Here is a 22,462-nt window from a genome sequence, read left to right on the forward strand (position 1 = left end):
ACCATGACCCGTGTTCACAATTTCAGCGCCGGCCCCGCGGCGCTGCCCGAGAGCGTGCTGCAGCAGGCGGCCGCCGAGATGCTGGATTGGCGCGGCAGCGGCATGGGCGTGATGGAGATGAGCCACCGCGGCCCGCAGTTCACGCAGATCGCCGCCGAGGCCGAGAGTCTGCTGCGCGAACTGCTGCAGGCCCCGCCGAACTACAAGCTGCTCTTCATGCAGGGGGGTGCGCTGGCCGAAAACGCCATCGTGCCGATGAACATGCTGCGCGGCCGCGCCAGCGCCGACTACATCGACACCGGCGAGTGGAGCAAGAAGTCGGCACAGGAAGCGCGGCGCTACGGCGGCGTGAACATCGCCGCCAGCGGCGCGGGCAGCGGCTACACCGCCATCCCCGCGCGCGAGACCTGGCAGCTCGACCCGCAAGCCGCCTACGTGCACATCTGCAGCAACGAGACCATCGGCGGCCTGGAGTACCACTTCACACCCGACGTGGGTGAGGTGCCGCTGGTGGCCGACATGAGCAGCAGCATCCTCAGCCGGCCGGTGGATGTATCGAAGTACGGGCTGATCTACGGCGGCGCGCAGAAGAACATCGGCCCGGCCGGCCTTACGCTGGTGATCGTGCGCGAAGACCTGCTCGGCCAGGCCCTGCCCTGCACGCCCACGGCCTTCAACTACCAGGTGGTGGCCGACAACGGCAGCATGTACAACACGCCGCCCACCTACGCGATCTACATCGCCGGGCTGGTGTTCAACTGGATCAAGGCCCAGGGCGGGCTGGCCGCGATGGAGCAGCACAACGCCGCCAAGGCCGCGCTGCTGTACGGTGCGCTGGACGCCAGCGATTTCTACAGCACGCCCGTGGCGCGCGAGTGCCGCAGCCGCATGAACGTGACCTTCCGCCTGCCCGACGAGCGCCTGGACGCCGCCTTCCTGAAGGGCGCCGAGGCGCGCGGCCTCGTGCAGCTCAAGGGCCACCGCGTGGTGGGCGGCATGCGCGCCTCGCTCTACAACGCCATGCCGCTGGCCGGCGTACAGGCGCTGGTGGACTGGCTGCGCGAGTTCGAGAAGACGCAAGGCTGAGCCGCGGTGGGCCCGCCGCTGCTGCACCTGGCCGAAGACGGCCGCGCCACCCTCACGCTGCAACGCCCGCAGCACCACCACCGCCTGCACCGCGAAGACCTGCACGCGCTGCAGCAGCACCTGCGCGCGCTGGCGCAGGAGCCGCGCGCACGCGTGCTCGTCCTCACCGCCAGCGGCCCTGTGTTCTGCAGCGGCTTTCACCTCGGTGAACTGGAAGAGGCCGAGGCCGGCGCCGCCGACCCGCAGCTCTTCGAGCACGCGGTGGATGCACTGGAGGCGCTGCCCCTGCCCACCGTGGCGCGCCTGAACGGCAGCGTCTATGGCGGCGCCACCGACCTGGCGCTGGCCTGCGACTTCCGCATCGGCGTGCAAGGGATGGAACTGCGCATGCCCGCGGCGCGCCTGGGCCTGCACTACTACCCCAGCGGGCTGCAACGCTACGTCTCGCGCCTGGGGCTGCAGGCGGCCAAGCGCCTGTTCCTGCTGGCGCAGGCGGTGCGTTCCGACGAGCTGCTGCGCATCGGCTACCTCGACCAGCAGGTGCCGGCCGAGGCGCTGGACGCTGCCACCGACGCCACCGTGCAGGCGCTGCTGGCCGGCGCGCCCCTGGCGCTGCAGGGCATGAAGCTCTCGCTCGACGACACCGCACGCGGCCCCGATGCCGCGGCGGCGGCGCGCATCGCCGAGCGCGTGGCGCGTTGCGCCGTCAGTGCCGATCTGCAGGAAGGCCTGGCCGCCTGGGCCGCGCGCCGCGCGCCGCGCTTCCAAGGCCGCTGACAGCGCCCCCGGGTTCGCGGGGACGCCCTGCCGGCAACCCGCCGCGCCGCCTACCATCAACGCTGGCGTTATTCATGCAGGAGGATGTGATGAAGAAGATCCTGGTCGCGCTCGGTGCCACCCTGTGCTCGATGCTCGCCGCGGCCCAGCCCGTGCCGACGCAGAACGTGCTGCTGGCCGTGGACACCGGCCGCAACCGCGTGATGACGCTCGACCCGCAAACAGGCGCGGTGCTCAACGCGAACTTCATCGTCGACATCGGCGCCGGCAGCCCCTTCGACTTCCAGACCCCGCGCGCCGCCATCCAGGTGGGGCAGGAGATCTGGGTCAGCGACCAGAGCCCCAACGTCAACGCCATCTACCGCTTCGACCTGGGCGGCGGCTATGTCGGCCGCATCGGCGGCAACGTGCCCGGCGGTGGCCTGAGCAACGTGCGAGGCCTGCGTTTCATCGACGGCGTGGTCTACGCGGTCAACGCCGGCACCGACAACGGTGCGCCAGGCGCCTCGCTGGTGCGCATCGACACCGCGGGCAACATCCTGGGCGCCTTCAGCACCAGCGCCAGCGGCGGCACCCTGGGCAACTCGCCGTGGGACGTGGTCAGCTACAACGGGCAGCTGCTGGTGTCCGACGGCACCTCGCGCGCGCTGCAGCTCTACAACACCGACGGCAGCTACAGCGGTGCCTTCACGGCGGCCTTCAACAACATCCCGCAGCAGATGTTCGTTCGCGCCAACGGCAACGTGCTCTCCGCGGCCAACGGCTCGCAGCCGCTGGCCAGCTTCGGCCTGTACGAGTTCGGCGCCAACGGCAGCCTGGTCAGCAGCTGGACGGGCACCCCTGGCCTGGGCGTGCGCGGCGTGGCCGAGCTGGGCAACGGCCGCTACCTCATCAGCGAGTCGGGCGGCGCCAACGCCGCGCGCGGCCTGGGCACCATCGACCCCGCCGGCCCGGCCAACAACAGCAACTTCTCGCTGGTGCTGGGCAGTGTGAATGGCGGCTGGATCAGTGCTGCCGTGCTGCCCGTGCCCGAGCCAGGCACCTGGGCGCTGATGGCCGCCGGGCTGCTGGCGGTGGTGGGCGTGGCGCGGCGGCGGGTGGTGCCCGCAAGCTGAGACAGCTTCGGGTTCCGCACCGGAGCCCGCCATCGCCCCGAGCCCAGCGCATCCAGCGCAAGAGAACGCGCGCCGCGCCGCCCGCCCCACGGCAGGCGAGCGCCTGAGCCGCCCCTTGCCGACCTGGGCCGCCTCGTCCTGCACGTCACCAGCCTTGCTGACGACGCCCGGGCGCGGCACCGAAGAATGCGCCCTGACGATCCATCCACACCGAGGAGCAGAAGTGAAACGACAACAATGGGCTGCGCTGGGGCTGCTTTGCACCGGGCTCGCCAGCGGCACCGCCTGGGCCCAATGGCCGAAGACCATGGACGGATTCCCGGCGCTCTTGCAAGAGCGCCTGGCCCCGCTGGAGCGCAGTCTGGCCGGGCAGGGCGTCGTCCTCGCCAAAGCCTGCGATCCGGCCGAAGAGCTGGAGCGCCAGGCAGCCGCCTTGCCCAAGCCAGCTGCCGAGGACTTGCGGCAGTTCTGCCAACTCTCCAGCCTGAAGGAAGCCGCCTCGAAGCTCAAGCCGACGGATCCGCCGCCCGAAGCCGTCATGTTGAAAGCGGCACGAGATGCCCAGGCCAAGGTCGACAAGCTGCGGGCCAAGTTCCAGACCGCGTACGAACGGGGCGATACGGGCGCTTCGGTCGCCATCGACCTGAACGACTTCTCGCGTGTGGGCACCGGCGCCGACCGCGCCACGGTCTCGGCGGAAGTGCGGCGCTGGGCCCAGGATGCCGAGCGCCTGCCCAGAACCTTCAGGAAAAGCCTGTCCGCAGCGCAGGCCGAGGCCGACAAGTTGGTCAAGGCGGCGATCACCTACCTGGCCTGCGAAGAGCCGGGGCGCTACGCCTGCCAGCAAGAGCCGCTGGTGACCGGCATGATCGCCAAGCTCGCCTTCGACCAGCATCACGACGCAGCGGACAAGGCCGATGCCGATCTGAGCACGGCGGCCTACGGGCTGGCAGTGATCAAGCAGCAACCGGACATCCGGCCCGAGCAGTTGCCAGGCGCGGTGGCCTTCCGCAAGCTGCTGGACAGCAATCCCGACGTGAAGTCCTACTTCGGCGGCGACGCCGTGGGCATCACGGCCGGCGCGCAGGATTCGAACCTGAGCTTCCGCTACGTGTGGGAAGGTGACGGCAAGTGGCTGGGCCGGCTGAACCGCTCCAGCCTCGTGTTTTCAGCGCCCACCAACAAGGACAAAAGCGGGGTGACGCGCTTCGCCGACAGCACCGATGCGCTGCAGAACCTGGCCTCGGTGAAGTACGGCTTCCAGCTGACCAACATGCCCTTCCGATTTCCTGCGATCGGCACGCTCAACGACTTCGGGTTCTCGGTGGCGGCCGCCCAGGATACGCGCAGCCATTACCTCTCAGACCCTGCAACACCCGTGCAGGTCACCAAGGTCGAGAAGAGCTATGTGGTGGTGAGTCTCGGGGTCAAGTGGGTCTTTCTGGCGAATCCGACCAGCGACTACAAGACCTTGCTCGTGTTCGGTCAGGAGAGCCAGCGCCGGTACAAGAACAGCGACGTGCAGACCCGGTGCCCCGTCGACCCCACCGGCACGGCCGCCACCTTGGTGGGCTGCTACACCGGCTCATGGGGGGCTCCCAAGCGCACCTACGGCCGCCTGGTGAGCCTGGAGATCCGCCAGCACATGCCCGCCTTCGATGTCGGCCTGCGGATCAAGCAGGACCTGGAGACCGACAAGGTCGATGCCGAGGTGCCGTTCTACCTGTTCCGCACCAACGACGGCTCCGCCAAGAAGAACCCCTTCGCCGCCGGCATCGTGATCAGCCGCAGCAGCGGCGAGGCGGGGCTGAAGTGGGGCGTCTTCGTCTCGGCGCCGCTGCAGTTCCTGCGCCCCGATCGCTGACAGAGAGCCCAGGCCGCGGCAGGCCATCCAGCCGGCCTGCCCGGGCCCCGATCGCCACCGCCGGCAGGCTGCGCTGCTGCCGCGGCTTGCATGACGGGGTTCTTTCTTGACTACCGTATTACTGCAGTAATACAGTAGATGGATGCGCTTCAGCATCCAGCCCTCGGCGCCCGAGCCCATCTACCGGCAGATCGTCGAGCAGGTGCGCCGTCACGTCGCCAGTGGGCAGTGGCGCGCCGGCGACGAACTGCCGAGCGTGCGCGCGCTGGCGCAAGAGCACGCCATCAACCCGATGACGGTGAGCAAGGCCTACAGCCTGCTGGAAGCCGAAGGCCTGCTCGAACGCCGCCGGGGCATGGGCATGGTCGTGGCCGCGCGGCGTTCGCCCGGCGGTGCAGCGGGCGCAGCCCGGCGTGAAGCGCTGCTCGAGCCCGCGCTGCAAGCCGCGGCACTTCAGGCGCGCCAGCTGGGCTTTGCCGACGGCGAGGCGCTGTCGCTCTTCCAGCGCTGCCTTCAACACACACCCACCTCCGGAGACCGGGACGATGAACCCCGTTGAAGCGCCCGACGGCGCGCCCATCGCCATCGCAGCCCAAGGCCTGGGCCTGCGCTACCGCCAGGCCGGCGCCCAGCACACCGCGCTGAGCGGCGTGACGCTGCAGGTGCCGGCCGGCGCCGTGGTCGGCCTGGTCGGCCGCAACGGCGCCGGCAAAAGCAGCCTGCTGCGCTGCCTGGTGGGGCTGAGCGCGCCCAGCGAGGGCCAAAGCACTCTGCTGGGCGCGCCCTCGCTCGACCTGCCCGACACCGTGCGCGCGCGCCTGGGCTACGGCGCGCAGACGCCCGACCTCTTCGATTGGCTCAATGGCGAGCAGCACCTGCAGCGCTTCAGCGCGCTCTACCCTGGTTACGACGAGCGGCGCGCGCTGATGCTGGCCGCGCGGCTGGAACTGCCGCTGGGCGTGCGCGCCAGCCGGCTCTCGGGCGGTGACCAGCAGAAGCTCAGCGTGCTGCTGGCCCTGGCGCACGACCCCGACCTGCTCATCCTGGACGAGCCCGTGGCCAGCCTCGACCCGCTGGCCCGGCGCGACTTCATGCGCTCGCTCTTCGAACGCCGCGCGCCCTACCAGCCGCCGCGGACCGTGCTCATCAGCAGCCACCTGCTCAGCGACCTGGAACGCGTGGTCACGCACGTGGCCTTCCTGCGCCAGGGCCGGCTGCAGCTGGTGGACGAATGGGATGCGCTGACTGAGCACGTGCGGCTGCTGGAACTGCCGGCCCACGCCGCCGTGCTGCTGGATCTGCAGCAAGGCCCCGGCGTGCTGCACCGGCGCGAGAAGGACGGCCGCGTGCGTGTGCTCTTCGACGCGCGCACGGCCATCGCCCCGCCCGCTGCCGGTCACCCGCTGGGCTTGGACGACCTCTTTGCGGAGCTCAACGCATGAGCGCAGGGGCGGTGTCGAAGCGGGGCTTCCTCGGCCGCGTGCCGTCGGGCCTGCTCGTGTTCTGGGGGCTGTGCGTGCTGCTGCACGGCGTGACGGTGTTGCTGGTGATGGCCGCTGCCGCCCAGGGCGAGGTGGTCTCGCCCGGCTGGCAGACGGGCCTCACCGCACTGGCCTGCGTGCTGCTGATGCCGCTGCCGCTCTTCACCGTGCCGCAGTTGCGGGCCGAGCGCGCGGTGTGGCTGGGCCGCGTGGCCCCGCTGCCAGCGTGGCAGCGCGCGCTGCACGACCATCGCCGCGCACTGCTGCTGAGCTGGGCCCTGGTGGCCCTGCCGCTGGCGCTGCTGCGCGTGCTGACGCGGCCCGAAGCCGAGACCTGGGGCGCGACCCTGCTGGAGGCCGCGTGGCCCGCCGCGCTGCTGGCTGCGCTGATGGGCCTGGCCCTCGCCGCGGCCGCGGCCCTGGCCCGGCTGCTGCCCGCGGCCTGGGGCGCGCTGGCGGGGCTGGCCTTGCTGGTGCTGGTGATGCCCGAGGCCGGCGGTGTGCCGCGCGCGGCGCTGCCCGCGCTGGGGCTGGGGGGCTGGCTGCAGGGCTACGGCCTGGTCTTGCTGATGCTGCTGTTCGCCACCGGCGCCCTCACGCTGCACACGGTGCACCAGCGCCTGCAGCAGGCGCCGAGCGCACTGCCGCTGGCCCCGGCCGTGCTGCTGCCCTGGCGGCGGCGGTGGCAGGCCTTCATCGAACGCTGGCGGCTGGTGGATGGCGGCAAGGCCGGCGTGGGGCTGACCATCATCCTGGGCCAATTGCCCGGGAACCTCAGCAACCCGAACCCGCAGATGCACGTCTTCCAGGCCTGGGGCAGCAGCATCACGGCGATGCACGGCCTGCGCATGGCCACGCTCACGCTGCTGGCCTTGCTGCTGCTGCGCGGGGCCACGCCGCACTGGCGCCTGCTGCTCGCGCCCGGCGGGCACTTCCGCCGCGACCTGGGCCTGCGCATCGTGGGCACGACGCTGCTCTCGATGACGGCGCTGCTGCTCTTCGTGCTGACGGTGCTGGGCCTGATGTTCACGCTGCTGCCCTTCCTGCCCGGCGTGCCCTGGGCTCGGCTGCCAGAGCTGACGCTGCGCTACGCCCCACCCGTCGTGGCCGATCTCGCCTTGGCCGTGGCGCTGGCCGCGTGGCTGCGCGCTGCACTCGGCACGCAGAAACGGGCGGCGCTCGTGATCGGCGGGGCCGCGCTGCTGTGGTTTTGCGCCCGGTGGGCCTGGGCCCAGACGCCGGGTCCCGGGGCCGCCTTCCTTGCGGAGCTCGGCACGCGCGACGGCACCTACCTCTTCGTGCAGTTCGCGCTAGCCGCGCTGTGCACGGCGCTGGCCCGCCGGGCCTGGCGCCGCGCCGACCTCGCGCCGCTGATGCGCCGCCCGCCGACGAGGCCCGGCGACGTCGAGACCTGAGCGGGGCGCAAGCCCCAGCGCTCAGCCCCCGCCGTAGCGCCGCGCCAGCTCCTTCGCCGCCTGCGCCTCGGTCTGCAGCCGCGTGCCGCCCAGCCACAGCGCCTGCGCACGGCCGCGGGCGTCGTGTTCCAGGCGCGCGGCTTCGCCGAAGCTCGCAAAACCACCGGCCTGCACGAAACGGCCATGGCGCGTGCTGCCATCCACCGCAGCCGCCGGTTCGATCTGCGGCGCATCGAGCAAGGGGTTCGTGAGCCCCGGGTTCGCCACGAACACCCGCCTGCCCAGGGGCAGCAGGTCGCTGGCGCCCCACAGGCTCCACCAGCGCCCGCCCCAGCCGGCCGCGGCGGCGCTGGGCGCGCCGTGTTCGGCCGCGGTGCGCAGCAGCTGCAGCGCGCCGTCCACCCACACGCCGGCCATGCCGTCGGCGGCGTTGGTGAGGATGGACAGGCTCAGGCCCTGCGCCGGCACGCACACGGTGCGCGTGAGCGTGCCCTGGAAGCCGCCGGTGTGGCCGAAGTGGTCCCACGCCGCGCCGCCACCGGGCGTGCCGCCGCTCAGCGTGCCCAGGCCGTACCAGCGCTCCACGCTGCCGTAGGGGTCGCGCCACTGGCGGCGCACCAGCTCGCGGCGGCTGGCGGGGGTCAGCACGCTGTCGGCGGCGTCGGGGTCGAGGCTGGCAAAGAAGCGCGCCAGGTCGGCCGCGGTGCTGATGAAGCCGGTGGCCGCGGCCAGCACGTTCGTCGGGTTGCGGCCCGGGATGCCCACGCGCCGGCCCAGCGGCCACTTGGCGCTGTGGCCCTGGGCGAAAGGCGTGCTGTCGGCCAGCTGCGGCGCATCGGGCACGGTGTCCTTCAGGCCGGCGGCCTGCACCACCTCGCGTTGCACCCAGGCGGTGTAGGGCTCGCCCGTCACGGCCTCGACCACCAGCCCCAGCAGGCCGTAGCCGTGGTTGCTGTACTTGAAGCGCGTGTTGGCCGGCAGCACCGCGCCGCGGGCCAGGTCGTCGCGCAGCGCCGCTTCGTCCAGGAAGGGCCGGCGGTCGCTCCATTGGCCGGCGTCGTAGCCGTCGCGCACCAGGCCGGCGGTGTGGCTGAGCAGCTGCGCGAGCGTGGCCGCCGCCACATCGGCCGGCAGCCCGGGCACGTAGGCGCCCACGGCGTCGTCCAGCTTCAACCGGCCCTGCTCGCGCAGCTTCAGCACCGCCACCGCGGTGAAGGTCTTGGAGTGCGAAGCCACGCGGAAGCGGTGGCGCGGCGTGAGCCTGGCGCCGTCACCACCCTGCCCCTGCGCGAAGCTCAGCAGCACGCGGCCCCGGTGGGCCACGGCCACGCTGACGCCCGGCTGTTCGGTGGTGCGCAGCTGGTGCGCCAGCCAGGGCTGCAGGTAGGGCAGCGCCGCCGCCCAGGCGGGCTCGGTGCTGGGGGAGGCGGCCTTCTTCTTTGAAGCGGCCATGCTCAAAGGCGCTCGAAGATGGCCGCGATGCCTTGGCCGCCGCCGATGCACATGGTCACCAGCGCATAACGTGCGCCCGTGCGGTGCAGTTCGTAAACGGCCTTGGTGGCGAGGAAAGCGCCGCTGCAGCCGATGGGGTGGCCCAGCGCAATGGCACCGCCGTTGGGGTTGACCTTGGCCATGTCGAACTCCAGCCCGCGCGCCACGGCCAGGGCCTGGGCGGCGAAGGCCTCGTTGCTTTCGATCACGTCCATCTGCTGCAGCGTGAGGCCGGCCTTCTTCAGCGCCAGCTTGGTGGCCGGGATGGGACCTTCGCCCATGATCTCGTTGGGCACCCCGGCCACGGCGTAGCCGGCCAGGCGCGCCATGGGCTTGTGGCCGTGGGCCGCGGCCACGCTGGCATCGGCCAGCACGAAGAACGCCGCGCCGTCGTTGATGCCGCTGGCGTTGCCGGCCGTCACCGAGCCGTCCTTCTTGAAGGCCGGCTTCATCTTGGCGAGCGTCTCCATCGTGGTGGCGGGCTTGACGTGTTCGTCGGTGTCGAAGACCACCTCGCCCTTCTTCGTCTGCTTGACGATGGGCACGATCTGGCTCTTGAAGCGGCCCTCGGCGATCGCAGCAGCGGCCTTGCGGTGGCTCTCCACCGCGAAGGCGTCCTGCTCCTCGCGCGTGATGCCCCACTTGGTGGCCAGGTTCTCGGCGGTGATGCCCATGTGGCCCACGCCGAAGGGGTCGGTGAGGGTGGCCACCATCATGTCGAGCATCTGCGTGTGGCCCATGCGCGCGCCGCTGCGCATGGCGGGGCTCAGGTAGCCGCCGCGGCTCATCACCTCCACGCCGCCGCCGATGCCGTAATCGCAATCGCCCAGCAGGATGTTCTGCGCGGTGGTGACGATGCCCTGCAGCCCGCTGCTGCACAGGCGGTTGACCGCCATGGCCACGCTGTCCATCGGCAGGCCGGCCTGGATGCTGGCCACGCGCGCCACGTAGGCGAAGCGGCTTTCCGTGGGGATGGTGTTGCCCACCGTCACGTAGTTGATGGCCTTCGGGTCGACGCCCGAGCGCTGCACGGCCTCTTTCATCACGGTGCCGGCCAGTTCGGCGGGCTCCAGCTCGGCCAGGCTGCCGTTGAAGGTGCCGATGGCGGAACGGGCGGCGGCAAGAACGACGACGTCGCGGGTGCTCATGGTGAAAGTCTCCTGGGGGTGTTGAAAGAAGTGCGGCACCGAGTGGGCGCCCGGCGGCTGGCGCAGGGCTGACGCAGCCCCACGCCGGCACGCCCGGGCGTGCTTGGGCAGAATCGTGCCATCTTTGAGCAGCCCCCCAGGCCCGTTCGGCTGGCGGCACCGCCGCCCGTGCGAAGCGCGCCCCCTCCCCCCGTCACACCGCTCAGCCATCACGAGATCCTGGGCCTGGTGGAGCCCTTCACGCGCGCCGGCCGCGGCATCGACCTGCCCGCCAGCGACCGCGCGGCGCGCCGGCTGCTCTTCAAGCCGCTCGAACACGCCGCCACCGACAGCCACCCCGCGCTGCAGGAAGTGCTGCAGCTCGACATCCCCAGCCCCGGCGGCCGCAACCCTGCCCCACCGCGCCTGACGCGCACGCTGCACCTGCCCGGCGGCCTGCAAGCCGTGCTGGTGGCCGAAGGCGGCACGCCGGCCGAACTGCTGGCGCGCGTGGCCGCCGTTCCGCTGCAGCGCCAGCTGCTGTGCGGGCCTGGCCTGCTGGTGGCCAAGACCCTGGCCTTCGAAGCCAAGGGCGCGGCAGCGCCCGACGCCAGCGCCCCGCTGCTGATGAGCCAGGCCACGGCCCACGTGGCCCACGCCGGCGGCCTGGTGCTGCGCTACAAGCAAAGTCCGGTGAAGGGCATCTCGGCCGAGTTCGAGCTGGAGGCCGCCGACGGCCAGCCCCTGGCCCTGCCCGACGACCTGCTGGCCGTGCTGGGCTGGAGCTGGGCGCGGCTGGTGAAGCGCCAGAACGGCTGGACGACGCGCCTGCGCCTGCAGGGCGAGGGTTTCAAGCGCAGCCGCGACGGCGAACTGAAGCTGGAACGGGCCGTGCACCACCTGGCGCAGACCCTGGCCGAGCCACCGGCGCGTTTCCACGAGCGGCAGGCCGCGGCGCGCTGGGCCGCGGCGGGGCGGCGCAGCATCCCGCTGCTGGGCGCCATCCTGATGATCATCGGCGCCTGGGCCTTCGCGAAGCTGGAGCCCGACCTGCCGCAGGAATCGGTGTTCCGAATGCTGATCTTCCACGCGCCGCCCATCATCATGGTGGCGCTGTTCTGCCTGAACGAACTGCCGCGCGTGGAGATACCGCCGCTGCCGCGGCGCCTGCGCCAGGCGCAGTGGCGCAGCACTTGACGATGCCGACGCGGCAAAGGGCCCCATGCACAGCAACCCGATGAACATCCCGCCGCTCAGCATCGCGGCGGCCAAGGCGGCGCTGGCCGAGCAGTTCGCGCAGCCGCTGCTGCGCCGGCGCGCCACCATGCTGTGGGGGCCGCGCGGCGTGGGCAAGTCGTCCATCGTGCGCCAGGTGGCGGCGCAGCATGGCGTGCCGCTGGTGGACCTGCGGCTGACCACCATCGAGCCGGTGGACATCCGCGGCGCCATCTATGCCGACGAGGTGCAGGGCAAGACGGTGTGGTTCCCGCCCGAGTTCCTGCCCGGGCCCGAAATGCCGGCCGGCATCCTGTTCCTGGACGAACTCACCGCGGCCGACCAGCGCCTGCAGATCAGCGCCTACTCGCTGATCCTCGACCGCCAGGTGGGCCACTACCGCCTGCCCGAGGGCTGGATGGTGGTGGCCGCCGGCAACGCGAGTTTTCACGGCGCCGTCAGCCACGACATGGGCACGGCGCTGGCCGACCGGCTCTTCCACTTCAACGTGCAGGCCACCATCGACGCCTTCCTCGCGCACGCGCTGGCCCAGGGTTTTGCGCCCGAGGTGATGGCTTACCTGAAGGTGCGGCCCGACAAGCTGGACGACACCGCCGCACAACTGGCCGCCGATCACCTGGTGGGCGCCAGCCCGCGCGGCTGGGAAGACATCTCCAACGTGCTGAAGAGCGGCCTGAGCGAGGCCGTGCAGCGCCATTTCGTGCAGGGCCGCATCGGCGCGGCCAACGCGGCCGAGTTCTTCGGCGTGCTGCGCGAGCTGCGCGCCGGGGCCGACGTGCTGCAGATCCTGGCCGCCGCGCCCGGCGCGGCCACGCTGGCGCTGCTGCCCACCACGCTGGACGGTCTTTACGGCCTGATCTACGGCCTGGTGGCGGCCTGCACCGAAGCACCGGTGCTGGCGCGGGCGCTGGACATCGTCGAAGCCCTGCCCACGCACACCGCCGGCGCCGCCGCGGGCCTGCCGCTGCGCGAAGCGCAGACGCTGGCGATGGAGTTGCTCTTCCAGAAGGCGCTGGAGACCGGGCTGGAGGCCACCGTGATGGACAGCGCGGCCTACCGCCGCTATTCGGCCCAGCGCCAAGCCAACGCTTGAGATGGACCACCGCGGCACGCGCGCCGTGCAGCGCATGGTGGAGTACGCCCCCTCCACCGGCGGGCTGGCGCTGTGGGTGCGGCATCACGATGCCGGCGCGCGGGACGACACCGGGCCGGAAGCGCCGCCGCCCGTCACCACCGACGGCCTGACACTGCGCTACGGCCCCGGCTTCGCCGCGCTGCCGTTGGCGCAGCAGACCGGCTGGGTGGCGCACGAGGTGCTGCACATCGCGCTGCGCCACCCGCAGCGCTTTCTCGCGCTGCAGGCGGTGCTGGGCGATGTCGACCTCACGCTCTTCAACACCTGCGCCGATGCGGTGGTGAACAGCGCGCTCTCGCACCTGGCCTGGCTGCAGCTGCCCGAAGACGGCGTGACGCTGGACAAGCTGCTGGAAGCCACGCTGGCGCTGGCACAGCCGGTGGAGAAATCGCTGCTCGAATGGGACGTCGAGCGCCTGTACCGCGCGCTGGACGACCGCCGCCCGGCCGGTGGTGGTGGCAACAGCCGCGACCCCGATGCACAGGCGCACCAGGGCGGCCGAGAGGGCGAAGGGCGCAGCCCGCAAGCATCGAGACAAGCGCCCCGCGAAGACGGCCCGCGCGCCGCACGCGCCCGTGCGCTGGGCGCCGCCACCGCGCGCGACCTGCGCCCCAGCGCCGCGGTGCGCGAAGCCCCCGAAGCCGAAGCCGAGGCCGCGCGCGAATGGGGCGAGCGCCTGCTGCGCGCGCACGCCGGCGATGGCGAGTTCTCGATGCTGCGCACGCTGCTGGCCGACCTGCCACGCACACGCACGCCCTGGCAGCAGGTGCTCCGCACGCAGCTGGCGCGGGCCTTGACGCCCAAGCTGGGCGTGGCCTGGTCGCGCCCGGCGCGCAGCTACATCGCCAACCAGGGCCGCAACGCCGCCGGCCACCGCCTGCCCTGGGAGCCGGGCTTCAGCCTGTCACGCCGCGTGCCGCGGCTGGTGGTGGTGGTGGACGTCTCGGGCAGCATCGAAGAGCCGGTGCTGCGGCGCTTCGCCAGCGAGATCGACGCGATCACGCGCCGGCTGGAGGCCGGCCTCACGCTGGTGGTGGGCGACGACCGCGTGCGCGCGGTAACGCACTGCGAGCCCGGCCGTTCACAGCTGGCCGAGCTCGTGTTCGAAGGCGGCGGTGGCACCGACTTCACGCCGATGCTGGAGGAGGCCGACCGCCACCGCCCCGACATCGGCGTGGTGCTCACCGACCTGGAAGGCCCCGCGAACTACCGCCCACGCTGGCCCGTGATCTGGGCCGTGCAGGCCCAGCACGCCGCAGCGCTGCCGCCTTTCGGCAAACTGCTGGTGCTGGACTGACGCAAGCGGGGCCGGTGGCCCCGCTTGCGTGGGGTCACCGGCCGAAGCGGTAGGCGGAGAACGCGGCGTCCATGCGCGCGTCTTGACCCGCGGTGAACTGGAACATGCACGCGTCGTCGGTGTAGTCCATGAAGTTCGTGATCGGGTCGTTGCCGGCGATGTTGGTGCAGCTGTTGCGGCCCGTCGGGCAGCCGTAGGCGGCCGAGCGTTCGGCCGGCGTGTCGGCCACGAGGTCACCGCCACCGGTGGCGTTGCGCGAGCAGCCGCCCTGGAAGGTGTGGTACAGCCCCATCCAGTGGCCCACCTCGTGCGTGCCGGTGTCGCCCAGGTTATAGGGCGCGGCCGTGCCGCCGGGCAGCGACTGGTTCAGCAGCACCACGCCGTCCATCTTGGGCGCGCCGGCGTAGCTGGACGGGAAGGTGGCCCAGCCCAGCAGGCCGCCGCCGATGCCGGCGATGTACATGTTCAGCGTCTCGGCCGTGCCCACGCGCAGCGCGTTCTTGGCTTGCGTCTCGGCCACGGTGCCCGGCTGCATGGTGTACCAGGCGTCGTTGGCGGTGGTGGTCACGCCGGCGAGGTTGTAGGTCCAGCCGGTGCTGGCGAAACCGGTGTTCAGCACCTGGATCTGCTGCTGGATCTGCGCCGTCGTCACGCCGCCGGTGCCGTTGGCCCGGGTGATGACGTGCACGTAGACCTGGATCTGCCCGCCTGTGACGGCCGACTGCGGCGGCTCCGTCATGCCCGGGCGGAAGGGGTTGTTCGGCCCGCCGCGGTTGTTGAGGATGAAGGTGTCGATCTCCATCATCTGGTCGATGTCGAAGACGGGCGAAGCACAACGTTTGCCGGCCTTCACGAAGGCGTCCTGGCTGGTGAACGCGTGGCCATCGATCACGAAGGGCGCGCGGGTTTGCGCGCTGGCCGTGAAGGCGCACAGGCTCATGGCCAATGCGGTGATGGAACGCAGCATGCGATGACTCATTTCCTCACTCCTGGTTGTTTTGCCCCACAAATGGCGGGGCTTTTGAAGTGTGGAGGGCGCTCTGCGCCAGCGTCAATCGGGCCGCACCGCCGCGCCGTTGCGGCGGCGCAACCCGCGTTCACGGGGGCGGCGCCGCCAGCAGCAGCTGCGCCACCACCGAGACCGCCAGCACCTCGGGCTGCTTGCCCGCCAGGCCCGGCAGGCCGATGGGGCAGACCATCCGGCCCACCGCCTCGGGGGCAAAGCCGCGGGCCAGCAGCCGGTGCTCGAAGCGCGCGCGCTTGGTCTTGGAGCCGATGAGCCCGAACCAGGCCGCGTCGCCGCGAGCGAGGATGGCTTCGGCCAGTGCGAGGTCGAGCGCGTGGCTGTGCGTCAGCACGAGGAAGAAGGCCCCCGGCGGCGCGGCGGCCACCTCGGCCTGCACGGGATCGACACAGACGCTTTCGATGTGCGGCGGCAGGGGGCCGGGCGGGAACTCGCTCTCACGCTCGTCCACCCACTGCACGCGGCAAGGCAGGTCGGCCAGCAGCTTCACGATCGCCCGGCCGACATGGCCGGCACCGTAGAGCTGCAGGAAGAAGCGCGGGTGCTCGCCTTGCCAGGCGGCCGGCTCGTCCTGCGCCAGGGGGGCGAAGTGCAGCGTGAGCGCGCCGCCGCAACACTGGCCCAGGCTGGGGCCGAGCGCGATGCGCTGCTCGAAGGCCGCGCCACCGCTCGAAAGCAGCGCGCGGGCGTCGGCGATGGCCTGCAGTTCCAGGTGCCCGCCACCGATGGTGCCGAGCACCTCGTCGGCCGCCACCAGCAAACGCGTGCCGCTCTCGCGCGGCACGCTGCCTTGCGTGGCGCCCACGCTCACCACCACGGCCGGCCGGCCCGCAGCCTGCCATTGCAGCGCCAGGCTGCGCAGGTCGAGCATCAGTCGGCCGGGGCCCGCTGCACGGCGGTGATGGCGCGCAGCAGCGCCTCGCCGGTGGCCGGGGCCTGCAGCGGCGGGTCGACGCGGTGCCCGCCCACCGCCGAGACCGCGTCGCGCAGCGCGAAGAACACGCTGAAGGGCAGCAGCAGTGGCGGCTCGCCCACCGCCTTGCTGCGGTGGATGCTGTCGTGGCGGTTCTCGCCCTCGTAGAGCTTCACGCGGAAGTCGGCCGGGCAGTCGTTGGCCGTGGGCACCTTGTAGGTGCTGGGGGCGTGGGTCATCAAGAGGCCCGCGCGCGGCGAGCCGTCGGCCGGATGCCAGATCAGCTCTTCCATCGTCAGCCAGCCCATGCCCTGGATGAAGGCGCCTTCGATCTGGCCGATGTCGATGGCCGGGTTCAGGCTGCGGCCCACGTCGTGCAGCACGTCGGCGCGCAGCAGCTTCCATTCGCCGGTCAGCGTGTCCAGCAGCACCTCGCTGCAGGCGGCGCCGTAAGCGAAGTAGAAGAAGGGCCGGCCCTGCAGCTTCGCCTTGTCCCAGTGCAGGCCGGGCGTGGCGTAGAAGCCGTCGCTCCACAGCTGCACGCGGGCCAGGTAGGCCTGCTGCACCACCTCGGCAAAGCCGGCGTCCTGCCCCGGGGCACGCACGCGGCCCTCATCGAACACCACCGCGGCTTCGGCGCAGCCCCACTTCGCGGCGATGAAGGCCACCAGCCGCCGCTTCACCTGCGCCGCGGCGTCCTGCGCGGCCTTGCCGTTCAGGTCGCTGCCGGTGCTGGCGGCGGTGGCCGAGGTGTTGGCGATCTTCTGCGTGTCGGTGGCGCTGCAGCGCACGGCGGCCAGCGGCAGGCCCAGCTCGTGCGCCACCACCTGGGCCACCTTGGTGTTGAGGCCCTGGCCCATCTCGGTACCGCCGTGGTTCACGAGCACGCTGCCGTCGGTGTACACGTGCACCAGCGCGCCGGCCTGGTTCAGGTGCGTGACGTTGAAGCTGATGCCGAACTTCAGCGGCGTGAGCGCCAGGCCTTTCTTCAGCACCGGGCTCTGCGCGTTGAAGGCATGCACGGCAGCGCGGCGCGCGCGGTAGTCGCTGCTGGCCTCCAACTCGGCCACCAGCGGGTGCAGGATGTTGTCGTCGACCGTCTGGCCGTAGGGCGTGACGTTGCGTTCGGCCACGCCGTAGAAGTTGGCGCGCCGCACGTCCAGCGCATCGCGGCCCAGGCGGCGCGCCACGCTGTCGAGCAGGTACTCGACCGCGAACGCGCCCTGCGGCCCGCCGAAGCCACGGAAGGCGGTGTTGCTCTGCGTGTTCGTCTTCGCGCTGTAGCCGTGCAGCGCCACGTTCGGCAGCCAGTAGGCGTTGTCGAAGTGGCAGAGCGCCCGCGTCATCACCGGGCCCGAGAGATCGGCGCAATGCCCGGCGCGCGAGACCAGCGTGGCCTCGGCCCCGAGCAGCCGGCCTTCGGTGTCGAAGCCCGCTTCGGCTTCGACATGGAAGCAGTGCCGGCGGCCGGTGATGAGGAAATCGTCGTCGCGGTCCACGCGCAGCTTCACGGGGCGGCCCAGCCGCGCTGCGGCCACCGCGGCCACGCAGGCGAAGGCGGCGCTCTGCGACTCCTTGCCGCCGAAGCCGCCGCCCATGCGCCGGCACTCCACCTGCACCGCGTGCAGCGGCCGGTGCAGTGCGTGCGCCACGTGGTGCTGCATCTCGCTGGGGTGCTGGGTGCTGCAGAAGAGCTTCATGCCGCCGTCTTCCTGCGGCACGGCGTAGCTGATCTGGCCTTCCAGGTAGAACTGTTCCTGCCCGCCGAGTTCGAAGGCCACGGCCAGGCGTTGCGGCGCGGCGGCCATCGCGGTGGCGGCATCGCCACGCGCCAGGTGCATGGGCGGTACCACGTACTGCTGGGCGGCGTGCGCCGCCTGGGGTGTCAGCAGCGGCGGCAGCGGCGTTGCACGCACCACCTCTTTCGCCAGCGCGGCCGCGCGGCGCGCCGCGTCGCGCGTGGTGGCGATGACGGCAAAGACCGGCTGGCCGCGGTAGCGCAGGGTGTCGCCGGTTTCACCCGCCAGGATGGGCTCGTCTTGCAGCAGCGCACCGCACTGGTTGGCGCCGGGGATCTCGCGCGCGCTGAACACGTCCACCACGCCGGGCTGCTGGCGGATGCGCTCGAGGTCCAGGCTTTCGATCACACCGTGCGCCAGCGGCGAGAGGCCGAGCGCGGCGTGCAGCGTGCCGGCGAGTTCAGGAATGTCGTCGGTATAGGGCGCCGCACCGGCCACGTGCAGATGGGCCGATTCGTGCGGGCGCGTCTGGCCGACGGCGCCGGGCTGCGTGGTCTGCACAGGTAACTCGGCAGGCTTGTTCACAGCGCGGCCTCCCGCGCAAACACGTTCACGGCCGACTCGGGCCAAGGCGCGTCGGTGCGCGTTTCCAGCCAGCAGCGGCGCAAGAGGTTCTGTGCCACCTGCAGGCGGTAGGCGGCGCTGGCGCGCATGTCAGTCAGCGGCGTGTAGTCCTGCGCCAGCGCGGCCATGGCGGCCTGCAGGGCGGGTTCGCCGTCGCCACCCCAAGGCTGGCCTTGCAGCGCCGCCTCGGCCTGCGGGGCGCGGCGCACGGTGCCGGCCATGCCGCCGTGGGCGATGCGGGCCTGCTGCACGCGGCCCTGGGCCAAATGCAGGCTGTAGGCCGCGCAAACGGCCGAGATGTCGCAATCGAAGCGCTTGCTGATCTTGTAGACGCGCACCACCTGCCCTGGCACGGCACGCGGCACGCGCAGCGCCTGCACGAACTCGCCAGGCTCCAGGCGGTTCTTCATGTAGTCGACATAGAAGTCTTCCAGGAGCATTTCGCGCACACGTTCACCCTGGCGCAGCACGATGGCTGCGCCCAAAGCGATGAGCACCGGCGCCGAATCGCCGATGGGCGAGCCGTTGGCCACGTTGCCGCCCATGGTGCCGCTCAGCCGCACCGGCAGCCCGGCGAAGCGCAGCCACACATCGCGCAGGCTCGGCCACTCGGCCGCGAGTGCCGCCCAGGCGGCCTGCAACGTGGCCCCGGCGCCGATCTGGATGTGCGTGGCCGTGGTCTGCACCGCCTGCAGTTCGGCCACGCGGCCAAGGTAGAGGATGTCGCCGAGATCGCGGAACTGCTTGGTGACCCACAGCCCCACGTCGGTGCTGCCGGCCAGCACCCGCGCCTGCGGCTTCGCCAGCCGCAGAGCCGCAAAGTCGGCCAGCGTGCGCGGCGCGTGGAAGTGCACGCCGCCGGCCTGGTGGTGCAGGGGCGGGTCTTGCGCCAGCGTGGCCAGCGCAGCCCGCACCGGCTCGCGCGGCAGCGCCACCGGGGGCGCGGCGTGGGCGGCCAGGCCGGCGTCGAGGATGGGGCGGTAGCCCGTGCAGCGGCAGAGGTTGCCCGAGAGCTCGTCGGCCAGCGCCTGCCGGGTCGGCACGGCACCGCTGCCGACGCGCAACTCGTAACCGGCCCACAGGCTCATCACGAAGCCCGGCGTGCAGAAACCGCATTGCGAGCCGTGGCAGTCCACCATCGCCTGCTGCACCGGGTGCAGGGCGCCAGCCCCGCAGCGCTGCGCCATCGGCGCCAGGTCTTCCACCGTGAAGAGCGCGCGGCCGTCCAGCGTGGGCAGGAACTGGATGCAGGCGTTCACCGGGCGCAGCTGCAGCTGGCCTTGCGCATCCAGGTCGCCCAGCACCACGGTGCAGGCGCCGCAGTCGCCTTCGGCACAGCCTTCTTTCGTGCCGGTGCAGCGGGCGTCTTCGCGCAGCCACTCCAGCACCGTGCGCGTGGGCGCGGCGTCGGCCACCTCCACGATGGCACCGCGGTGGACAAAGCGGACGGGGCGGACTTCTTCGACAGGCATGGGCTCACTCACTTCGGGCGCAAGGGTAAGCCAGATGCAAGGCCCGCGCCGGGCTCGGCCTGCCGCTTGGGCCCAGGTCTGGGCGATGATGCGCCCGTGACCTCTTCTGCCCTTGCCCCCCAGGCGCTGCGCGCCGACCTGCTCGACTTCACCGCCCCGCCCAGCTGGGGCAGCCCCACGCTGCAAGGCGTGCGCTTCCGGCCCGACCACTGGCTGCTGGTCGGTGCCGACGGCCGCATCCAGGGTGCCGAGCCTGCGGCCACGTTCACGCCGGGGCCCGACTGGCAGCAGCACGACCACCGCGGCCACCTGCTGATGCCGGGCTTCATCGACACCCACGTGCACGCGCCGCAGCTGGACGTGATCGCCAGCTGGGGCGCCACGCTGCTGGACTGGCTGAACACCTACACGTTCCCGGCCGAGCAGCGTTATGCCGACCCGGCCGTGGCCGCCGAGGGCGCGGCGCGCTTTCTCGACGCGCTGCTGGCCCACGGCACCACCGCGGCCGTCGTGTTCCCCACCGTGCACCGCGCGAGTGCCGAGGCGCTTTTCGAAGCCGCCTCGCAGCGCGGCATGCGCCTGATCACCGGCAAGGTGCTGATGAACCGCCACGCGCCCGAGGGTCTGCGCGACGACGTGGACGGCGCCCGAGCCGACTGCGAGGCGCTGATCCAGCGCTGGCATGGCCAGGGCCGCAACGCCTACGCCGTGACGGTGCGCTTTGCCGTCACCAGCACGCCCGAACAATTGGCGATGGCTGGCGAACTGGGGCGCCACCACCCCGGCCTTTACATGCAGACCCACGTGGCCGAGAACCGCGACGAGGTGGCCTGGGTGGCCCGGCTCTTCCCGGAAGCCCGCAGCTACCTCGACGTCTACCACCGCGCCGGCCTGCTGCACGAACGCGCCGTGCTGGCGCACGGCATCTGGCTGGATGCCCAGGACAGGGCATTGCTGCGCGACACCGGTGCACACATCGCGCACAGCCCGAGCAGCAACCTCTTCCTCGGCAGCGGCCTCTTCGACTGGCAGGCGGCCGTCGACAGCGGCCACGGCGTCAGCATCGCCTCTGACGTGGGCGGCGGCACCAGCCTGAGCCTGACGCGCACGCTGGCCGAGGCCTACAAGGTGCAGGCGCTGCGCGGCACGACGCTGAGCGCCTGGACCTTGCTGCACGCCGCCACACGCGGCGCGGCCGAGGCGCTGGGCCTGTCCCGAGAGATCGGGCACCTCGACCCCGGCGCCACGGCCGACCTCGCCGTCTGGCGCTGGGCCGAAGGCCCGGTGGGACACCACCGCGATGCCGTGGCCACCGGTGCCGTGCCGGGCCTGGCGGCCCAGCCGCTGCATGCGCGCGTCTTCGCCTGGCTGACGCTGGCCGACGAGCGGCAGCTGGCGGCCACCTACGTCGCCGGCCGACGCCGTGCAGGACGCGGTGGGGGCGGATGATCGACCGCAATGACAAATGAGGCCTGCTTCTTGCTGAGGGCTGGTCGGAGGGCGCTGCAGACGACTGCCAGCAACCCGACAAGACCGACAGACCCGAAGCCCCGAGGAGGCCCCACATGCACCCCACGAGAACCGCACCGTCCCCCCTGACGCTGGCCGCCCTGGCCACCGCCGCCCTGCTGGCCGCCGGCAGCGCGCAGGCGCAATCCACCGTCACCGCCTACGGCCTGCTCGACGTGGCCGCCGGCCAGTTCCAGGTGGCCGGCGGCGCCAAGGTCAAGCGCCTGGACAGCGGCAACTTCAGCACCAGCTACATCGGCTTCCGCGGCACCGAAGACCTGGGCGGCGGCCTGAAGGTGAACTTCGCGCTCGAGAGCTTCCTGCTGGTGGATGCCGGCACGGCCGGCCGCGTCAACGGCGTCGACGGCTTCTGGGGCCGCAACGCCAACGTGGGCATCTCGGGCGGCTTCGGCACGCTGCGCTTCGGCCGCATGGGCCCGCCGCTGTTCGTCAGCACGCTGCTGTTCAACAGCTTCGGCGACAGCTTCGGCTACTCGCCCAGCATCCGCCAGTACTACAACGCGCCCTACGGCACACCGCTGGTGGGCGACTCGGGCTGGAACAACAGCATCGGCTACAGCTCGCCGCGCTTCGGCGGCCTGTCGGGCAACGTGCAGGTGGCCGCTGGCGAAGGCGCTGCCACGGCCCGCGGGCCGAACTGGGGCGCCAACCTGGTGTACTTCGGCGGGCCCATCGGCTTCACGGCGGCGTGGCAGAAGGTGCAGGCCCAGGGCACGCTGGGCCGCGGCATCTCGGCTTTCCCGGGCTTCTCTGACCAGACCGCCTACCAGTTCGGCGGCAGCTTCGACGCCAAGTTCGCCAAGTTCTTCGTGCAGTACGGCGTCATCGAAACCAGCGCCACGGCGAAGGTGAAAGTGAAGAACATCAACCTCAGCGCCAGCATGCCAGTGGGCAGCACGGGCGCCTTCCTGGCCGCCTACGGCATGGGCAGCATTGCCACCCGCGGCGTGGCGCTGAAGCCCGAGAGCGACATGATCACGCTGGGCTACACCCACAACCTGAGCAAGCGCACCGAGCTCTACGGCATCTTCATGAGCGACAAGTACACCGGCCGCAGCACCGGCACCACGCTGGCCGCCGGCATGCGCCACCGCTTCTGAGGCCGGCCTTCGCCGGCCTGCCCCCGCCTGCGCGGG

General features: G+C 71.8%; 18 protein-coding genes. 12 read left to right on the forward strand and 6 right to left on the reverse strand.

Features of this window, described 5'->3' with window-relative positions:
- The first annotated feature begins 3 nt into the window (after positions 1 to 3).
- The 7 genes from serC (at position 4) to EOE66_RS05460 (ending at position 7,738) form a co-directional block, all read left to right on the forward strand.
- Positions 4 to 1,086 (forward strand): 3-phosphoserine/phosphohydroxythreonine transaminase, encoded by a 1,083-nt coding sequence (gene serC / locus EOE66_RS05430; protein ID WP_128227666.1) that lies wholly within the window; start codon positions 4 to 6, stop codon positions 1,084 to 1,086.
- 6 nt (positions 1,087 to 1,092) lie between these two features.
- Complete coding sequence (locus EOE66_RS05435; protein ID WP_128227667.1) at positions 1,093 to 1,863, forward strand: enoyl-CoA hydratase/isomerase family protein; 771 nt, start codon at positions 1,093 to 1,095, stop codon at positions 1,861 to 1,863.
- Between the two features lie 89 nt (positions 1,864 to 1,952).
- A complete protein-coding gene (locus tag EOE66_RS05440; protein ID WP_128227668.1) occupies positions 1,953 to 2,978 on the forward strand; it encodes a PEP-CTERM sorting domain-containing protein in 1,026 nt (341 codons plus the stop codon).
- Positions 2,979 to 3,093: 115 nt separating this feature from the next.
- A complete protein-coding gene (locus EOE66_RS05445; RefSeq protein ID WP_128227669.1) occupies positions 3,094 to 4,842 on the forward strand; it encodes a DUF305 domain-containing protein in 1,749 nt (582 codons plus the stop codon).
- A 142-nt stretch (positions 4,843 to 4,984) separates the two neighbouring features.
- Positions 4,985 to 5,401, forward strand: a complete 417-nt coding sequence (locus EOE66_RS05450; RefSeq protein ID WP_128227670.1) for a GntR family transcriptional regulator — start codon at positions 4,985 to 4,987, stop codon at positions 5,399 to 5,401.
- A complete protein-coding gene (locus EOE66_RS05455) occupies positions 5,388 to 6,284 on the forward strand; it encodes an ABC transporter ATP-binding protein (protein ID WP_128227671.1) in 897 nt (298 codons plus the stop codon). Before EOE66_RS05450 ends, EOE66_RS05455 begins: the two co-directional genes overlap by 14 nt.
- Positions 6,281 to 7,738, forward strand: coding sequence for a hypothetical protein (locus tag EOE66_RS05460; RefSeq protein ID WP_128227672.1), 1,458 nt, complete (start codon positions 6,281 to 6,283; stop codon positions 7,736 to 7,738). Before EOE66_RS05455 ends, EOE66_RS05460 begins: the two co-directional genes overlap by 4 nt.
- Positions 7,739 to 7,759: 21 nt before the next feature.
- Here EOE66_RS05460 and EOE66_RS05465 read toward each other — a convergent pair whose 3' ends face one another.
- Together EOE66_RS05465 and EOE66_RS05470 are read right to left on the reverse strand one after the other, a co-directional pair.
- Complete coding sequence (locus EOE66_RS05465; protein ID WP_128227673.1) at positions 7,760 to 9,190, reverse strand: serine hydrolase domain-containing protein; 1,431 nt, start codon at positions 9,188 to 9,190, stop codon at positions 7,760 to 7,762.
- Positions 9,191 to 9,192: 2 nt separating this feature from the next.
- Positions 9,193 to 10,377, reverse strand: a complete 1,185-nt coding sequence (locus EOE66_RS05470; protein ID WP_128227674.1) for an acetyl-CoA C-acyltransferase family protein — start codon at positions 10,375 to 10,377, stop codon at positions 9,193 to 9,195.
- A 168-nt stretch (positions 10,378 to 10,545) separates the two neighbouring features.
- Here EOE66_RS05470 and EOE66_RS05475 point away from each other — a divergent pair, with 168 nt between their 5' ends.
- From EOE66_RS05475 to EOE66_RS05485, 3 genes are read left to right on the forward strand one after another with little or no spacing between them, the layout of a single operon-like run.
- A complete protein-coding gene (locus EOE66_RS05475) occupies positions 10,546 to 11,553 on the forward strand; it encodes a hypothetical protein (RefSeq protein ID WP_128227675.1) in 1,008 nt (335 codons plus the stop codon).
- Between the two features lie 40 nt (positions 11,554 to 11,593).
- Complete coding sequence (locus EOE66_RS05480; RefSeq protein WP_245478923.1) at positions 11,594 to 12,685, forward strand: AAA family ATPase; 1,092 nt, start codon at positions 11,594 to 11,596, stop codon at positions 12,683 to 12,685.
- Position 12,686: 1 nt separating this feature from the next.
- Positions 12,687 to 14,024 carry a vWA domain-containing protein gene (locus EOE66_RS05485; RefSeq protein WP_128227677.1) on the forward strand — a complete coding sequence of 446 codons (1,338 nt, stop codon included), beginning with the start codon at positions 12,687 to 12,689 and terminating at the stop codon, positions 14,022 to 14,024.
- A 34-nt stretch (positions 14,025 to 14,058) separates the two neighbouring features.
- On the opposite strand, the gene EOE66_RS05490 is transcribed toward EOE66_RS05485, so the two are convergent.
- The 4 genes from EOE66_RS05490 to xdhA form a co-directional block, all read right to left on the reverse strand.
- A complete protein-coding gene (locus tag EOE66_RS05490) occupies positions 14,059 to 14,991 on the reverse strand; it encodes a zinc metalloprotease (RefSeq protein ID WP_205702640.1) in 933 nt (310 codons plus the stop codon).
- Between the two features lie 130 nt (positions 14,992 to 15,121).
- Positions 15,122 to 15,919 (reverse strand): xanthine dehydrogenase accessory protein XdhC, encoded by a 798-nt coding sequence (gene xdhC / locus EOE66_RS05495; protein WP_128227678.1) that lies wholly within the window; start codon positions 15,917 to 15,919, stop codon positions 15,122 to 15,124.
- Positions 15,919 to 18,285 (reverse strand): xanthine dehydrogenase molybdopterin binding subunit, encoded by a 2,367-nt coding sequence (gene xdhB / locus EOE66_RS05500; RefSeq protein ID WP_245478924.1) that lies wholly within the window; start codon positions 18,283 to 18,285, stop codon positions 15,919 to 15,921. Before xdhB ends, xdhC begins: the two co-directional genes overlap by 1 nt.
- Entirely contained in the window at positions 18,282 to 19,796 is a 1,515-nt protein-coding gene (xdhA, locus tag EOE66_RS05505) for a xanthine dehydrogenase small subunit (protein WP_128227680.1), read from the reverse strand. The genes xdhB and xdhA overlap by 4 nt, the downstream gene beginning before the upstream one ends.
- 96 nt (positions 19,797 to 19,892) lie before the next feature.
- Between xdhA and guaD the strand changes: the two genes are divergently transcribed.
- Together guaD and EOE66_RS05515 are read left to right on the forward strand one after the other, a co-directional pair.
- A complete protein-coding gene (guaD, locus tag EOE66_RS05510; RefSeq protein WP_128227681.1) occupies positions 19,893 to 21,245 on the forward strand; it encodes a guanine deaminase in 1,353 nt (450 codons plus the stop codon).
- Positions 21,246 to 21,361: 116 nt separating this feature from the next.
- Entirely contained in the window at positions 21,362 to 22,426 is a 1,065-nt protein-coding gene (locus EOE66_RS05515; RefSeq protein WP_128227682.1) for a porin, read from the forward strand.
- Positions 22,427 to 22,462 lie beyond the last annotated feature (36 nt).

The sequence above is a fragment of the Rubrivivax rivuli genome (assembly GCF_004016505.1).
Lineage (GTDB): Bacteria > Pseudomonadota > Gammaproteobacteria > Burkholderiales > Burkholderiaceae_C > Rubrivivax > Rubrivivax rivuli.

What these genes read in the sequence shown, in the direction of transcription:
- EOE66_RS05490 (WP_205702640.1), bottom strand. Translation starts at nt 14,991, where the DNA reads ATGCTGCGTTCCATCACCGCATTGGCCATGAGCCTGTGCGCCTTCACG.
- EOE66_RS05485 (WP_128227677.1), top strand. Translation starts at nt 12,687, where the DNA reads ATGGACCACCGCGGCACGCGCGCCGTGCAGCGCATGGTGGAGTACGCC.
- EOE66_RS05440 (WP_128227668.1), top strand. Translation starts at nt 1,953, where the DNA reads ATGAAGAAGATCCTGGTCGCGCTCGGTGCCACCCTGTGCTCGATGCTC.
- EOE66_RS05460 (WP_128227672.1), top strand. Translation starts at nt 6,281, where the DNA reads ATGAGCGCAGGGGCGGTGTCGAAGCGGGGCTTCCTCGGCCGCGTGCCG.
- EOE66_RS05480 (WP_245478923.1), top strand. Translation starts at nt 11,594, where the DNA reads ATGAACATCCCGCCGCTCAGCATCGCGGCGGCCAAGGCGGCGCTGGCC.
- xdhA (WP_128227680.1), bottom strand. Translation starts at nt 19,796, where the DNA reads ATGCCTGTCGAAGAAGTCCGCCCCGTCCGCTTTGTCCACCGCGGTGCC.
- EOE66_RS05470 (WP_128227674.1), bottom strand. Translation starts at nt 10,377, where the DNA reads ATGAGCACCCGCGACGTCGTCGTTCTTGCCGCCGCCCGTTCCGCCATC.
- xdhC (WP_128227678.1), bottom strand. Translation starts at nt 15,919, where the DNA reads ATGCTCGACCTGCGCAGCCTGGCGCTGCAATGGCAGGCTGCGGGCCGG.
- EOE66_RS05465 (WP_128227673.1), bottom strand. Translation starts at nt 9,190, where the DNA reads ATGGCCGCTTCAAAGAAGAAGGCCGCCTCCCCCAGCACCGAGCCCGCC.
- serC (WP_128227666.1), top strand. Translation starts at nt 4, where the DNA reads ATGACCCGTGTTCACAATTTCAGCGCCGGCCCCGCGGCGCTGCCCGAG.
- EOE66_RS05515 (WP_128227682.1), top strand. Translation starts at nt 21,362, where the DNA reads ATGCACCCCACGAGAACCGCACCGTCCCCCCTGACGCTGGCCGCCCTG.
- EOE66_RS05450 (WP_128227670.1), top strand. Translation starts at nt 4,985, where the DNA reads ATGCGCTTCAGCATCCAGCCCTCGGCGCCCGAGCCCATCTACCGGCAG.
- EOE66_RS05455 (WP_128227671.1), top strand. Translation starts at nt 5,388, where the DNA reads ATGAACCCCGTTGAAGCGCCCGACGGCGCGCCCATCGCCATCGCAGCC.